The sequence below is a fragment of the Ruegeria sp. CF3 genome (assembly GCF_056537365.1).
The window spans coordinates 15718-30521 of sequence record NZ_JBQFRK010000005.1 but is presented as its reverse complement, the minus strand read 5'-3'; the positions used below and the strand labels follow the sequence as shown (position 1 = coordinate 30521).

Genomic DNA, 14804 nt, shown 5'->3' with positions numbered 1-14804 from the left:
GATGAAAAAGACTTACGATGTCGCGGTGTTCCATGGGGACGGGATCGGCCCGGAAATTATGGCCCCTACGCTTGAAATTCTGCGTCAGCTCTCGCGCGGCAGTCCTTCCTACGAACTGGTGTTTACAGACGCTCCGGCGGGCGCAGGCCACTACGCCAAAACTGGAGAATCGTTTCCGGCTAGGTCACTCGAAACTGCACGCAACGCCGACGCGATTCTGCTATCTGCAATGGGTTTGCCGGATGTTCGTTACCCTGACGGAACCGAGATTTCACCACAGATTGATCTGCGAAAGCAGCTGGGACTTTTCGCTGGGGTGCGGCCAGTAAAGGTAAGCAGTAGACAAATGACCCCATTGGCGTTGCCTCCCGGAAAAGAGATCGACTTTGTCTTGATACGCGAAAGCACAGAAGGACTGTTCTTCACCCAAGGCGCTGGCGAAGTTACTGAACACGAAGCACGTGAAACTTTGCTGATCACTCGTGAGGTGTCCGAAAAACTGTTCCGTTTCGCGTTTGAACTCGCCCAGAACCGCAAAAGAACCGGGCGCGGTCGGGGTCGAGTTACATGTGTCGACAAAGCCAATGTGTTCCGCGCCTTTGCGTTCTTCAGATCGATGTTTGATGCAGAAGCTGCAAACCATCCCGAATTGCAGGCAGACCATGCCTATGTTGATGCCACCGCACTGTGGATGGTCCAAAAACCTTGGGAGTTCGATGTCTTGGTGACCGAGAACATGTTCGGAGACATCCTCTCCGACCTTGGTGCAGGTCTTATGGGCGGTCTTGGACTGGCTCCATCAGCGGATATCGGGTTGAATCACGCTGTATTCCAACCCTGCCATGGTTCCGCTCCAGACATTGCAGGACAGGGTATTGCCAACCCTTTTGCGATGATCCTGTCCGCAGCAATGATGCTTGAATGGTTGGGTTTGACCCGTGATCACCCAGGCCTGTCAAATGACGGCGAACGATTGCGTGAAGCCGTGGAAAAGGTGACTGCAAACGGACAGAACCTGACTCGTGACCTTGGTGGCACCGCCGGAACGCAGGACGCTGCCTCATCGGTATTGGAAGAATTGCGGGCATGAATACTCAACATACCATCAGGGTCGCGTGTGTGGGTGCGGGGTATTTCAGCAGGTTCCACTACGAAAGCTGGTCCCGAATGCCCGGAGCGGTTCCGATTGCATCCTGCAACCGTGATATCAACAAAGCGAAGGAAACAGGACTGGCCGCTTACGATGATCTGTCAACAATGCTGGAGGCGGAAAAACCAGATCTCGTGGACATCATCCTTCCACCTGTGGCGCAAGCCGACGCTATTCGAACTGCGCTGCATTCGGGCATAAAATGGCTGATCTGCCAAAAACCTTTTTGCAAGTCTTTGGATGAAGCGGAGAAGATCGTTTCAGAGGCTGAAGCGGTTGGTGCAACTATTGTTGTACACGAGAACTTTCGCTTTCAGCCTTGGTATCGTGCAATCAAGGTGGCGATGACCGAGGGTCGAATTGGCACACCTCTCCAAGCGACTTTCCGGCTTCGGCCCGGCGACGGAAAGGGACCGCAAGCCTACCTTGACCGGCAGCCGTACTTTCAGGAAATGCCACGTTTCCTAGTTCATGAAACAGCGGTTCACTGGGTAGACACATTCCGATTTTTGTTCGATGCGCCCAGCGCAGTTTACGCGGACTTGCGCCAAGTTAACCCGGTTATCGCGGGCGAGGACGCAGGTTACATCCTATTTGACCACCCCAACGGTTTGAAAGCTCTGTTCGATGGCAACAGATGCCTTGACCACAGTGCCGAAAACCTGCGTCAAACCATGGGCGAAGCGCTCATCGAAGGAACCGAAGGATCACTGGTTCTTAACGGCGACGGTTCAGTAGAACTCCGCGTTTTTGGAGAACATGAGCGACAGCAGATTCTACCTCCAAGCGATCATGATGGGTTTGGAGGCGACTGCGTCCACGCCTTGCAAAGTCACGTCGTTTCAGGCCTTCTAAGAGGCACGCCGTTGGAAAACACGGCTCGAGACTATTTGGACGTGATCCGCATCGAAGAGAACATCTATCTCTCGGCTGCGGAAGGGCGAAAGATCAACCTGGAGACACCGTGAAGGATCAGGACGCAAAAACTCTTTCCAATACGCAACGCGCTGTTAGGGATTTGCGACAGATGATCCTGTCCGGCGAACTTGCAGCCGGAACTGACCATCTGGAGTCGGAACTCGCCGAGACCCTTGGCATGTCCCGCACCCCGATACGGGAAGCTGCGCTGATGTTGGAAAGCAAGGGGTTGTTGGAGATGCGGCCCCGCAAAGGCGTGCGGATACTGCCGGTTTCATCAGACGATATGCGTGAAATCTACGACATCCTGACGGAGCTCGAGAGCCTCGCTGCACAACGCGCTGCCGAAGCGGGTTATTCAGAAGATGAACTTTCGGTGCTTGCTGGATCAATTGCGAAGATGGACCGAGCCATCGAATCCGAAGATCTTGAAGCCTGGGCCGAGGCCGATGAGTTGTTTCATCAAGAGCTCGTTCGGTTGGGCGGCAACAAACGGGTCGAAGCGATTGTCGCCATGATGAGCGACCAGGTGCGCCGCGCGCGCGCAACGACCTTGTTCATCAGACCCCTGCCCGTCAAATCCAATGAAGACCACCGGGTTGTTTTCCATGCTATTAGTGAAGGTCGACCGGATGTCGCCCGTGAACGTCATCGAGAACACAGGCTGCAAGCCAAGGCTATGCTTTGCGAGATACTCGAAAAGCATCGGCTCAACAGCCTCTGATCTTCTCGTATCCGGCCATTAATCATCTAAAATATCTGCTTATTTTCGGTACTAAAGGCGCTCCGAATACTTGTCTACCACGGCAACCCGCAGTTGCCTCCGGCTGCTCTGATTTTCTTTTTTTCTAGTCGCTCAAACAATCACTGCATCGATTGGGGTTGAAATGGTACGATTTCGTATTAATTTAGTTCGATATCGTACTATTGGAGAGTCAAGATGCCAAACCGAAGACGTTTTCTCAAGATTCTAGGCGGAGGCACAATACTGGCGGCAACGGGCGCGGCTGGGTTTCTCACGACACGTACACCCCATGAAGCTTTAGCTCCGTGGACGCCGAAACCGTATGATGACCCACGCAAGGCTGCTTTGTCCTACGCAATTCTCGCCCCCAATCCGCACAATTTGCAACCTTGGCTGATCGAGTTGGTTGGGCAAGACAAGGTGCGGATCCACCGTGATACAGATCGCGAGCTTCCGGAAACCGATCCTTACCACCGCCAGCTCTATATTGGCCTCGGTGCATTTGTTGAAACGATGGTTCTGGCAGCAGGTGCTCACGGGTTTGATACTGAGGTCGAGTTACTGCCAGATGGGAATGACGGACCTATCGCAGAAGCGATGTTTGTATCTGGCGGGGCATCCGATCCACTCTCAGATCAAATCCTCAACCGACATTCAAATAAAGAACCGTACACTGAACAGCGGCTCTCTGAGGCGGAAATATCGGTCCTTGAAAACTATGCCACTCTGATTTCCGATGAGGATCTAGTGGCCCGTATTCGAGACCTCACAAAACGCGCTTTTGAAATCGAAATGCGAACTCCACAGACCCTTAGAGAATCCGTCGACCTGATGCGGATCGGCAAAGCAGAAATCAACGCAAACCCAGACGGGATTGAACTGCGTGATCCCATGCTGGAAACGCTGCGACTTACTGGCCTATTGGACAATGAGACCCTGATGAACGTTGATCACCCAGGCACTCAGGCGCACATGCAAGACTACTTCGCTATGCTAGACGCGACACCGCAATACGCAGTCCTCGCGACAGCCACAAATACGCGAAGCGATCAACTTGATGCAGGACGTCAGTTGATGCGTTTCTACCTGAAGACAACCGAAATGGGCCTAGGCGTTCATCCTGTCAGCCAGGCCCTTCAGGAATATCCTGAGATGGCCGATGAATACGCTCTGGCGCATGAGCTTCTTGCGTCACCGGACCACACGGTGCAAATGTTGCTGCGTTTGGGGTATGGACCTGAACCAATTGCCACACCCCGCTGGCCGCTGGAGACACGAATTCTGAATGAAGCCTGAAGATGAGACCAAGGAAGTTTACCGGTTCTTCACCGAAGTCGGGATCATCAATCAGTTGATCTCGACCAAGCTGGAAGCGTTCTTGCCTGGTAGAATGACGGCGACTCAATTCGGAATTTTGGGCCATCTGGTACGGCGCCCCGAGGGTGAAACTCCACAGCAACTTTCGAACGCGTTTCAAGTGCCTAAAACTTCGATGACGCACATGCTCTCCAGTCTTGAAAATCATGACCTGATTACTCTTGAGGCCAACCCCAATGACAAGCGTTCGAAAATTGCTCGGCCTACACCGCAAGGCGCGGAGTTTTTGAAAGCTTGTATGGAGCGGATGTCGGAATCCCTGGCTCCAGTTTTGTCCGAAATCGGGCCTGAACCGTTCCATGAATCATTGCCTAATCTGACGTTCATACGCGAAACTTTGGACAGCGAGCGCGACTAGCCGAAACCTGCGCCAGCCGAAGCAAGCAACTAAATTTTCAGAACATCATGCAATCCGCGCCCGGCGGGAGCGGCAGCGATCCTTCAGGCAAAGTGGGCGTGTAGTCAAATGTCACAATCTTCGCGCCGCCATCGAATGCCACGAACAGTTGGTTGGATCCCGGCCTAATGGCGATGCCTTCTGGGTCGGTTCCGAACTCCAACAAGCTTTGCTGGGCGAGAAGCTGGCCATCTGCCGTGAACTCATACAGGCTGTTTGACCCTTCCCAGTCATCAACAATCAACATGTGGCCTGTACGCGGATCAATCGCGATGCCCTGCGCCTCACTCAAGGGAGGAGAGAGCTTCATGGTATCCAACCTCGCCGTCAAAGCACCCTCTGAGGTGAACCACGACAACCGTTCGGGGTCATCCTCTACGGTCACGATCTGTCCCTTGGCGTTGATCGCAATTCCTTCCGTATCCGCGAAACCACCTTCCAATTCGAAGGGTGCTCCCAGGCGCGATCCGTCCTTGGTGACACGTTGAAGACTGCCGAGACCATCGCCCAGCAACAAGTGATCCCCTTCAACAGCAATTGCTTTGATCCGAAAGAGATCGCTGGATATACGGCGCAATTCATCACCTTGCAATGTAACGAGAATTGCCTCGGGCCCCTCGTTCGCAATCCACAACCCACAAAAGGTCGGATCGTAGTCAAGACTTGCGGGCTGATTAAGTTCATAACGCCCTGTTTCGCGAAGCTGCAATGCCGTGGCCGGGATCGACACAGCAAAAATCAATAAGGCGGTGGTCCTCACAAACACTCAGGATGCTCCGAAAATCTGCGTCAAAACTGTGGGGCGGAATCGTAACACGTCAATGTTAAGAGCACCTAAACTTCCAAAATCAGAGAGCATCATTTTACCTGATCAGAGACTTATAACACGGAAACTGGTTACGAGCGGTGTGGTTCAACGCATCTGGGTTCTGCCATAGTCCGTTGGAACAGGGGAGTGTCGAAATCGCAAACCAACAACATGGCGCTTGTGAGAGTTACGAAATCAACACCAGCGAACGAAACAACCTCAGGCTTCATAGAACAAACTTGCAATCGCACGCTCGGGCGTAGTCACCTAGGACATGGGGTTGGAGGAAGTCTATGGCGCAATGGAAGTTCGTGATTAGTGTTTGTTGCGCGCTGTTTCTTGTCGCTTGCGCTCCGAAAACCCGCACGTATGAAAAGACGGTATCAGCTGCGCTACCGGCAAATTCCAGCACGGCTCTGGGTCAGGCGGCCAATCGCCTTGGGGATCCTAAAGACGGTCGGTCAGGCATCAAGCTGATCAGTGATGGAGAAGAAGCGCTCGTATCACGGCTGTTGTTGGCCACTGCGGCCGAGCGAACGATAGACGCGCAATACTATCTTCTGCACGACGACCCAACCGGTCACCTGTTCGCTGCCAGCCTATTGCAAGCGGCGGATCGGGGTGTTCGTGTCAGGCTGTTGTTGGATGATATGGATACGTCGGGCTACGACGCGATGACCGCTGCGTTGGACAATCACAAAAACATTGAAATAAGGCTATTCAACCCGTTCTGGCGAGATCAGAGCCTTTTGATCGCGGGTCTGACTGATTTCAAACGCATCAATCGCAGAATGCACAACAAGTCCATGACAGCAGACAACGTGTTCACGATTGTGGGTGGGAGAAACATCGGTGCCGAGTATTTTTTGGCGCGGGAAGAAATGAACTATGCTGATCTGGATGTGCTGGCCGCAGGCCCAGTTGTACGCGAAGTGTCACGTAGCTTTGACGCTTACTGGAACAGCGAATTCGCAGTTCCGGCTCGCGTGGTTGTCGGAGAACCCGAAGAATTTGACCTGAGCGATGCACGCAGCAGGTTGAATGAACTCGTCGAGGAAGCGAAGCAAACGCAGTACGGCGCAGCGCTCAGAAAGTCGGCAAAAGAGAACTTCGCGGATGGCGCCCTGTTACTGGATTGGCTGCCAGCGAAACTTTATGCTGATCCGCCTTCAAAGGCCGCGGGCCTCGAGAACTCAGGTCCCGTTCTTGCATCTCAATTGCTTCCGTACTTTGAGAATGCCAGCAGTGAAGTGAACATCGTGTCCGCCTACTTCGTGCCGCGCAACAACGGTGTGAAATGGCTGACCGAACTCGAGAACCGTGGGGTCGACGTAAAGGTTGTAACCAATTCACTTGCATCTAACGACGTCGCACCCGTTTACGCACACTACGCCAAGAAACGCCGAGCACTACTACGCGGTGGAGTAGAACTCTACGAGCTGCGACCCGACGCTTATCAAGTCCAACGCCGCGGTATTAACTGGGCTCAATCCAGGTCAGGCCTGCACTCCAAGGCATTTGCAATTGATGACCAGTACTTATTCGTGGGTTCATTCAACTGGGATCCGCGATCTGTCAACATCAACACCGAGATGGGAATTCTGATTGACTCTCCAGCATTGACTGCGCAGACGATGGGAGCCTTGGACGACGCACTACCCGCATACACATATAACGTGACGCTCGAGCAAGCTGGCCAGCTTAGATGGACGACAAGAGCCAATGATGGCACCATTCTTGAATACCAATTCGAGCCGACAGGATCGGCCTGGGATCACATAGTTGCCGGGCTATTAAGTATTTTACCAATTGGGTCCCAGCTTTAGGTTTCTGCAAACTACTTGATCGCTTGGCCGTCACCGGCGCCTGCGAAGATGGCAGCAAAAAAGAAATAGGACATCAGTCGCAGATATTTCCCAATATCTAATTCTTAATTCAGACTAGATATTCATTTTATCAACTGCTGGCGGGAAAATGCCTGCTACCAAAGTCAATGGCCATGTTCATCATTCCAGGGAAGCTGAACGACAACGGGCAAGTCCCGTTTTCCGGTTACTCTAACAGTTACGTTCAGCTTGCCGTGCCTTAGTGGATTTTTGCGCTTTGTGTTTCATTTCTAGCGATCATCTAATTTCGTAAGATGCCGAAGGTAGATTGTTTTGAATAACTATAGCTGACTATTGTGCATCTTCAGTGAGAAAGAACAACTCAATGGGCTGCGCAAGGCCACGTATTTCGTGATCCCCACAGCTAACGAACATGTTCGGAGCAGCACTTGCAACGGCTGACGTCGCCAACACTCTCCGACCAGTTGATTTTGTTAAACCTTCAATTCGGCTTGCAACGTTCACCGCCCCGCCCAGAACTGTGAAATCAAGCCTGCCGGGGCTGCCGATATTACCATAGCTGACCTGCCCGACGTTAATTCCAATACCAACATCCAAAGGCGGTTTTTGAAACCCGTCTCGTCTGGTGTTGAGAGCGTTCAAACCACTCAGCACACTCTGCGCTGCAAGAGCCGCCATTCTGCAGCGGTCGGCATGGTCTTTTTGCGCTTCAATAGTAAAGATCGACAGGATGCCATCGCCCATGAACTTGAGGACGTCTCCACCGTTGTCCTCTACGGCTTTAACCACCAGATCAAAATAGTCGCTAAGCGTGTCGAAGATATCTTCTTCCGGAGAGGTCTCGGAAAGTGCTGTAAAGCCTCGCAGATCAGAGAACATCACCACGGCATCCAAAGTTGTTCGCTCTCCGCGCTTTATATTGCCGCTCCAGACGGCCTCGGAAGGTCCATCTCCTAAATAAGTTCGAAGCAGACCTTTAGACGATTTTCGCATCGTGACAGGTTCCAAGGCAGAAGAAAGGGCCGGTAAGGCCGCTTCAATCAGCCTAAGATGTTCGGGCGAGAATCCATCCTTTGCCTGAGTAACGAACGTACATCCATGCAGCGATCCATCGCCGTAATAGAGCAAAGTAGCGTAGTAGTCTGTGCCGCCCTGCTCTGCAAATTCAAGATAGGATGAATGCTCTGTTTCCAAGTCCAGTCGCCGAAGACTTTTGTGAAGTGGCTTTCTGTTCGCAAGAATATACTCGAATGAACTCCCGACATAACCATCTGTCAACATCGTCTCATGCGTGACGTCGTAGCTGTCGGTGCCTTCAGGCGTCCAAACTACCCCCCAGGCAATAAGCAATGGGTTGGCAAAGCGCTGGCCAATGTTTGCCCGCCATAGCGGCACTCCGGCTTCGATCAAGGAGGAACAAAACTGTGACACCACCTTTACAGGATCACCGGAGCGACGACCTTCTGTAATCATCCATTCGGTCAGTCGAGTGACTTCTTCCATGGACCCAATTTAGTCGCTTGGAAACGATGAGCAAAGACAATTGGATTGGCAATGTCGGTTGCTGTTGTTGAGCAGCCTGATCAGACCTGTCCAAATTGATGCTCGGGCATCAAAGGAATGTATTCCATCGGGAAGATGGTTTGTAAATTTAGATCCCGCGCGGTTCCAAACAGACCTATTTGAAGATTGCAGCCCTCTCTTGGGAAACCTTCAATAGAAACCAATCTCGCTGACATCTACGCGGGCCTCGTGATCTCTCCCGTAGGCTACAACTCCAACTGAGGTGATTTCGTCAGCAACGGGAATAGCGCGCAACATGGCACCTGAAGCCTTGAAGCCTGAGAGAGGTAACCAGACTTCGGTCCAGTTGTCAGAAGTTGCGAACGCGGCCTGATAGTATTGCCATGGAAGCACCGTGCCACGTGTCCTGAGGTGGACGAAGTATTGCTCGCCATTCCCCCGTACCAACAGCCTGACGCCCGATACACCCTCATCTGGTCGATCAGACAACTTGCGTCGGAACTGGATAAAGCCGCCGTTGTTTTTTGTGCTGACGGTTCCGGTCAACCGGGCGAACGCAACATCACGTTCCGAACGAAACTGCACCTGTCCTGAAGAAACTCCTCCCATGACGGTGTCGGCAACGTAGTCCCAACTCGTCTCCGGAGACTTGGAGAAGTCTTCTGCAAGATTTTCATCAGCCTGTGCCATTGTAGATCCGATGATAACAAGACCTGAAGCAAGCCCAGCGAAGTTTCCACGCATATCGTTTTTTCTCAGTTCAGTATTGCAATAGAAAGGTTCAAGACAGTGGCAAATGCGACCCACGCAAAGTACGGCAGGAAGGCTAGTGCGGAAACCTGATCCGAGCTCCTGACCAGAGCGATGAACATGACGATCACAATCAGCAACGCGACAATGATCACAAAGGCAATCCACGGTAGTTGCATTACGAAAAAGGTTGGGGACCACAAAAAGTTCAGACCCATCTGCACCCACCACAGCTTCATGGGCGTCGAGCTTTGGTCTGTTTCAAACTGACGCCAACCCGCCATGGCTATCAAAACATAAAGCACTGTCCAAACCGGCCCAAAAATCCAATTTGGTGGATTGAAAGCAGGTTTAGAAAGCTGCGCATACCAATCCCCGGGCTCGGTAAATATCCCGATCAGGATGCCGCCTCCCAACGCGAGCGCAAGAAATGCTATGCGGACCATCCAATTCGACATTTTGGGATAGCTTTCAGCAGCCCTTGGTCGTCACGTTGACAGGCGCTTCGGAAGAGAAGGTCGCAGTACTGGTCTCATCCGCGTCGGTATATGACACCGTGGCGCCTTCGATCTCCGACCCTGTTACGGTGATTTCGCGTTGCCCGATCGTGTCGTCCACATCGATGGTAAAAGCTAACCTGTCCCCGGCTGCGAGGGAAACGATCTCAAGTTCAATTGTATTCTGCCCGTCCACGACCGAAGGAAATTGACGCAGTGCATCCGCACCCTCAACGAATTCGAGCGGTTGGAATACCTCTACACCCGTGCCTTTTTCGGTAACGTCGAAAATCAGACGTCCGGCAGATTGCGACAAGTCAATTTTGACGGTCGAGGTTTCTACTTCGCACGATCCGACATTTGTCAGAACAAAACGGTCTTTGGGTGCGCCTTCTATGAAGCGAATTTGAACTCCGGCTTGAAGCGACGTGGCTGCAAATAGTCCAAGGGTCGCCGCAAGAATGCTGGTCGGGAGCATATTTATCTCCTTGCTAAAGGGTTCTTGGTAGATACGCTTTGGCGGGTTTTTTGGATCAGACTTATGCCTTTTGACTACCGTGGTTCAGCCGACAGGACTTTTCGCAGCTCCATGCACCGCATTCAGAACGACTAAGTCAAAACATGCCGTTTTCATTCTCGCTGTTTGCCGGAACCTCCTGAAGAACGTCCCAGTGCTCGACAACCTTCCCATCGACATCCAGGCGAAAAATATCGATCCCTGCGTACTCGAGACCATCAGGCCAGATTTGATGGCAATGCAGAATAACGTGATCGCCTTCAGCAAACGCACGTTTGATGTCCACACGCTTTCCCGGGTATTCGGCGGCCATGCGCTCGAAGTACTCAACAAAGGCTTGCTTTCCGTCGCCAACATGCGGGTTGTGCTGCGTATAGGTATCACCAACAAAGGTTGCTATGGCCTCGGCAGGTCGACACTCGTTGAACATCATTTCGTAGAAAGCGATGACGTTTTTCTTGTTTGTTTCGAGGTCCGGCATGCTGATCTCCAAATCGACGTTTGCACCGCCCAAAAATGTTGGCCCACGCAATTCCGGGGAGCATCCCGGCAAGAATCTCAATTACTAATCGACAAGAAGTTGCGAGCTTGATTTTGTGCTCCGACTATTTCGAGAGTTGGCCAATTACTCGGTGTCATCGAAGTCAATATGAATATGATTCCCATCAGGATCGGCCAAATGGATTTGGACCATCCGGGTCCCCGGGACTTCAGTTTTGCGATACTGGATCTGACTCGTGCTCAGTTTTTCTTCGAATGCGCTCAAGCCCGTGGCTGAGAGCGCAAAATGCTCGAGCTTGAGCTTCACTTCGGAGCCGACATTTGGCATTCCTTCGTGCCCCACAAGGTGAACCACCGCGCGATCACCCGCATACAACCATGCTCCGGGAAACGGAAAATCAGGGCGGGCCCCAGGTTCCAAACCCAGGACCTCTTCATACCAAGTAACCATCTCAGGCAACCTCGTCGTCACGATATTCACATGATCCAACCGCTCAATTCTCATCTAAAACCCCTAAAGCACAAGCTTACCTTTGGCTTTTCCGGTTTCGAGGATAGCATGCGCTTTCATTAAGTTTGAGGCATTGATTGTACCAAGTGTATCGGTCGCTTTGGATCTTATCTTTCCATCGTCTATCAACGCGGCGACCTGATTCAGGATTTCGCTTTGACGATTCATATCTCCAGTCCCAAAAAGCGACCGAGTGCCTTATGAGTTCTTCTGAGCTGAAGCAGAGTACATCTGTACGGACCGCCGAGAAGCGGCTCAGAAGAAAATCGCAAGCCCGGTCATTGAGACAACCAAGAAAAGTAGGGTCATGATTCCACTCGAGCGAACAAAACCGACCACCCGATAACCCGCTGGCCCCATGATCAACGCGTTCACCTTATGTGTTGGGATTAAAAAAGAGTTGGACGTCGAAATTGCCACAGTGCGAGCAAATACAGCCGTGTTGACGCGACGGGTTGCAGCCAAAGCTCAGGTTCAACCACATAGAGTGGCAGAACTGACCCGAACTCAGACGCTTGCGCTGTTGCTGGATGATCATTTACCCGTAAATCCCGTTTGAATTAAACGACTTGCACGATACCTCTGTTTTCATGCGTTGTAGGTATGGTCAAAAAAAGAAGCTTTGTTCCAGTCTTCTCCGCATTTCGCTGTTGATGTCGCTTTTTGCACCGAAGCCATTAGCTTTCGGCACTTGAATGTTGGAGGTTTCCTCGAACCCACCGATAAGCGCCCGGAAAGGAGTAACCGAGGGGTTGTTCTTAGAATGCGCGACGGATTCCGCAACGGCCCATGTCAACGTCCAGACACCGATACCAGCACCGAACATTATTAAGAACCAGCAGAAGTCGAGAACTCAGGCTTTTCGCCTTGTACAATCAGGTTCAGGCGTCCGGCTGCTGGCCAGTTGGCCGAACCGATGCAGACAAAACAAATCCGGTGACAACCCAAGTGTAACACGCGGCAAACTGAGCTAGGATCGCTGCATTCCAGCCGCCGAGAATCCTGCCAGCTTAGGTTGGCCACATGATGCACCAGATAACCAACAGACTGATGATGACTATATTGATGACCGTCACGTTTACGCTGAACCCCGAATAAAACCGTTGTCAGCGATCTTAATCGGAAGTTCCGAAAGAGGTGGCTTTATCGCCATAGTCAAATTCTCCCTATTTTTTGATTTTAGAGTGGATAGATTTGCTTGTTCTGACTCGATTACCCATTCCCCCAAGAAACCAATGAGACAACGATGCAGATAATCTGCGTCGCCAGTCTCATCGGGTCCGGGGAGTTAAAATTTGCTGGAGTTCTCAGCTTTCCAGAGCCAGCTTATGCACGTGAATTTCATTAATCGGGTGGCTTTCCGCGCCTATCACGCCGGGACGAGAGTGGCGGTACAGAGATCGCCAATAAGGTTGGATTATCGTGCCGTCATCCCGCATATACTGTTCGATCTTTTCCATGCGGACCCGGCGCGTATCTGCATCGGCGATTGCTGAGGCCTCTTCCAGCATCGTGTCAAACTCGGCGCTAGCCAGACCGGTTTCATTCCAAGCCACACCCGACTTGTATGCCAAGGTCAGCACCTGAACACCTAACGGTCGATGTCCCCAATCTGTTGAGCTGAATGGGTATTTATTCCAATCGTTCCAAAATGTGTTACCCGGCAATACTGTGCGCGTTACCTTGAGCCCAGCATCGCGCAGTTGTGCCGCTAATGCGTCGGTTGTGTTTCGGCGCCAGTCATCGTCAATCGAGAAGATTTCGTGCTCGTAGTCGAGCATTCCAGCTTCTTCCAACAATGCGCGTGCGCCTTCGACATCCTTTTCCGGCGCTCCAATGTCCGCGTATTCCGGATGAATAGGGCAAACGTGATGGTTTTCGCCTAGCGTCCCACGATTGGCGTATCCCAATTCCAGCAAAATGGCATTGTCGCAAGCCATCGCAAGAGCGCGGCGAACACGCGCGTCCGCATAAGGCTTTATGCCATCCACTTCGGCATCGCGGTTTGTTCGCAATACCATGGTATTGGCTGAAACGGACTCGCTCTGATTCCAACCGATGCTTTCGTAAATGTCGACAAATTCACCGACCGTTTCATAGGTCATATCGATTTCTTCTGCTTCTGCAGCTGCCAAATGTGCTGCGCCATCCGTGCCGTAGTCGATAAACTCGATCCGATCCAAATAGGCGCCTTCGCCCCACCAATCGTGATCTGTGTTCTTCTCTAGTACGACCTTTTCACCAACCAGATACTCAACCAGTTTGTATGGTCCTGTACCGACCGGGTCATTCGCCGGATCGCCGGACCAACCATCGGGCACGATTGCTGCCGGGTATTCTGTGACTGCGGGGATAATAGTAATGTCAGGTCGCGTCAGCTTCAGCTTCAGTGTCAGATCGTCGACTACTTCCAATGCGCCTGCGGCCGGGCCATCTCCAGCTTCGTTCTGTAAGGATCCCATGCGCGCGGCCATAGAGTTACCCTCCCAACTGCCGTCACACCATCGACTAAAGTTGTAAGCAACATCCTTGGCCGTCAGCGTTCCACGCCCGTCATTCCAGTTCACTCCGGGCCGCACACGCAGAACATACTCCGTGGCGTCGTCGTTCACTTCCCAGCCTTCAAGCAAGCGAGGTTCGAACGTACCGTCCGCGTTGTACTGAACAAGATATTCTAAGAATCCTCGGACCACATTTCCAAGCTGAGGCCAGTTGTAAAGCGGTGGATCAAGCTGCGCACGCACCACCTGCTGAATACGAATTGTACCGCCGGGCTGGATATTCGACGACGCCTGTGCTGGCTGAGTTAGACCAATCATCGAATAAGCAGCCGATGCAGACAGCCCAAGTGCTGTCGCACGCGTCAGGAACTCACGGCGGCTTAGCGTTCCGTCGGCTACTTCACCGATATGCATGGCGATCGCTGGATGGACTGTCTGGTTACGACATTGCTTGGTCATCATTGGCTCCCGTGTACACTCTTGGGGCGCCTTACACGCCCATTGATACAGTTTTTGGTATATATTTTCGCTGTTTTGCAGTAGCTGAGTAATTATGGATGACATTAACAGAATTAATACCAATCTAAGTCGCAACCTAGTCGCGCTATATGCATTCGAAATGGTCGCGAGACATGGGAATTTTACGAGTGCGGGAGAAGCACTCGGGCTAACCCAGTCATCGATCTCGCAGCGAATAAAAGGTCTCGAGGTTGATCTAGGAGTCGTCCTCTTCAAAAGAGAACACCGTGGTGTTTCACTCA

At 52.1% G+C, this 14804-nt stretch carries 15 protein-coding genes and 2 pseudogenes; 7 read left to right on the top strand and 10 right to left on the bottom strand.

What is annotated here, in order from left to right:
• The first annotated feature begins 1 nt into the window (after position 1).
• From ACR0KC_RS16280 to ACR0KC_RS16260, 5 genes are all read left to right on the top strand, one after another.
• The gene (locus tag ACR0KC_RS16280; RefSeq protein WP_480707009.1) at positions 2–1090 is read left to right on the top strand and encodes an isocitrate/isopropylmalate dehydrogenase family protein; all 1089 of its coding nucleotides are present in this window, start codon (positions 2–4) and stop codon (positions 1088–1090) included.
• Positions 1087–2118: a Gfo/Idh/MocA family protein gene (locus tag ACR0KC_RS16275; RefSeq protein WP_480771995.1), complete on the top strand. Its 1032-nt coding sequence runs from the start codon at positions 1087–1089 to the stop codon at positions 2116–2118. Before ACR0KC_RS16280 ends, ACR0KC_RS16275 begins: the two co-directional genes overlap by 4 nt.
• Entirely contained in the window at positions 2115–2792 is a 678-nt protein-coding gene (locus ACR0KC_RS16270; protein ID WP_480771994.1) for a GntR family transcriptional regulator, read from the top strand. The genes ACR0KC_RS16275 and ACR0KC_RS16270 overlap by 4 nt, the downstream gene beginning before the upstream one ends.
• 216 nt (positions 2793–3008) lie before the next feature.
• Positions 3009–4109 carry an Acg family FMN-binding oxidoreductase gene (locus tag ACR0KC_RS16265; protein WP_223117475.1) on the top strand — a complete coding sequence of 367 codons (1101 nt, stop codon included), beginning with the start codon at positions 3009–3011 and terminating at the stop codon, positions 4107–4109.
• Positions 4099–4548, top strand: coding sequence for a MarR family winged helix-turn-helix transcriptional regulator (locus ACR0KC_RS16260; protein WP_480771993.1), 450 nt, complete (start codon positions 4099–4101; stop codon positions 4546–4548). Before ACR0KC_RS16265 ends, ACR0KC_RS16260 begins: the two co-directional genes overlap by 11 nt.
• A 37-nt stretch (positions 4549–4585) precedes the next feature.
• Here the strand turns inward: ACR0KC_RS16260 and ACR0KC_RS16255 are convergent, their stop codons facing one another.
• Positions 4586–5353: an SdiA-regulated/phytase-like domain-containing protein gene (locus ACR0KC_RS16255; protein WP_255611999.1), complete on the bottom strand. Its 768-nt coding sequence runs from the start codon at positions 5351–5353 to the stop codon at positions 4586–4588.
• Between the two features lie 335 nt (positions 5354–5688).
• On the opposite strand from ACR0KC_RS16255, the gene ACR0KC_RS16250 reads away from it, so the two are divergent.
• A complete protein-coding gene (locus tag ACR0KC_RS16250; RefSeq protein ID WP_480771992.1) occupies positions 5689–7221 on the top strand; it encodes a phospholipase D family protein in 1533 nt (510 codons plus the stop codon).
• 351 nt (positions 7222–7572) lie between these two features.
• On the opposite strand, the gene ACR0KC_RS16245 is transcribed toward ACR0KC_RS16250, so the two are convergent.
• The 9 genes and pseudogenes from ACR0KC_RS16245 to ACR0KC_RS16205 all read right to left on the bottom strand — a co-directional run bounded on the left by ACR0KC_RS16245 (position 7573) and on the right by ACR0KC_RS16205 (position 14502).
• A complete protein-coding gene (locus ACR0KC_RS16245) occupies positions 7573–8745 on the bottom strand; it encodes an adenylate/guanylate cyclase domain-containing protein (protein WP_170395464.1) in 1173 nt (390 codons plus the stop codon).
• A gap of 210 nt (positions 8746–8955) precedes the next feature.
• Positions 8956–9456 carry a CIA30 family protein gene (locus ACR0KC_RS16240; protein ID WP_170626246.1) on the bottom strand — a complete coding sequence of 167 codons (501 nt, stop codon included), beginning with the start codon at positions 9454–9456 and terminating at the stop codon, positions 8956–8958.
• Between the two features lie 65 nt (positions 9457–9521).
• Complete coding sequence (locus tag ACR0KC_RS16235; RefSeq protein ID WP_480771991.1) at positions 9522–9962, bottom strand: TspO/MBR family protein; 441 nt, start codon at positions 9960–9962, stop codon at positions 9522–9524.
• A 25-nt stretch (positions 9963–9987) separates the two neighbouring features.
• Positions 9988–10491 (bottom strand): aggregation factor core, encoded by a 504-nt coding sequence (locus ACR0KC_RS16230; RefSeq protein ID WP_480791436.1) that lies wholly within the window; start codon positions 10489–10491, stop codon positions 9988–9990.
• Between the two features lie 136 nt (positions 10492–10627).
• Positions 10628–11011, bottom strand: a complete 384-nt coding sequence (locus ACR0KC_RS16225) for a nuclear transport factor 2 family protein (protein ID WP_480771989.1) — start codon at positions 11009–11011, stop codon at positions 10628–10630.
• Between the two features lie 144 nt (positions 11012–11155).
• Positions 11156–11536 (bottom strand): VOC family protein, encoded by a 381-nt coding sequence (locus ACR0KC_RS16220; RefSeq protein WP_170637449.1) that lies wholly within the window; start codon positions 11534–11536, stop codon positions 11156–11158.
• A gap of 9 nt (positions 11537–11545) precedes the next feature.
• Entirely contained in the window at positions 11546–11710 is a 165-nt protein-coding gene (locus tag ACR0KC_RS16215) for a zinc-binding dehydrogenase (RefSeq protein ID WP_170637451.1), read from the bottom strand.
• Between the two features lie 87 nt (positions 11711–11797).
• Positions 11798–11980: pseudogene (locus tag ACR0KC_RS16210) on the bottom strand (hypothetical protein); the annotation flags it as partial.
• An 869-nt stretch (positions 11981–12849) separates the two neighbouring features.
• Entirely contained in the window at positions 12850–14502 is a 1653-nt protein-coding gene (locus tag ACR0KC_RS16205) for an ABC transporter substrate-binding protein (protein WP_480706997.1), read from the bottom strand.
• A gap of 94 nt (positions 14503–14596) precedes the next feature.
• Here ACR0KC_RS16205 and ACR0KC_RS16200 point away from each other — a divergent pair.
• A pseudogene (locus tag ACR0KC_RS16200) lies at positions 14597–14803 on the top strand (helix-turn-helix domain-containing protein); the annotation flags it as partial.
• Position 14804: the final 1 nt, after the last annotated feature.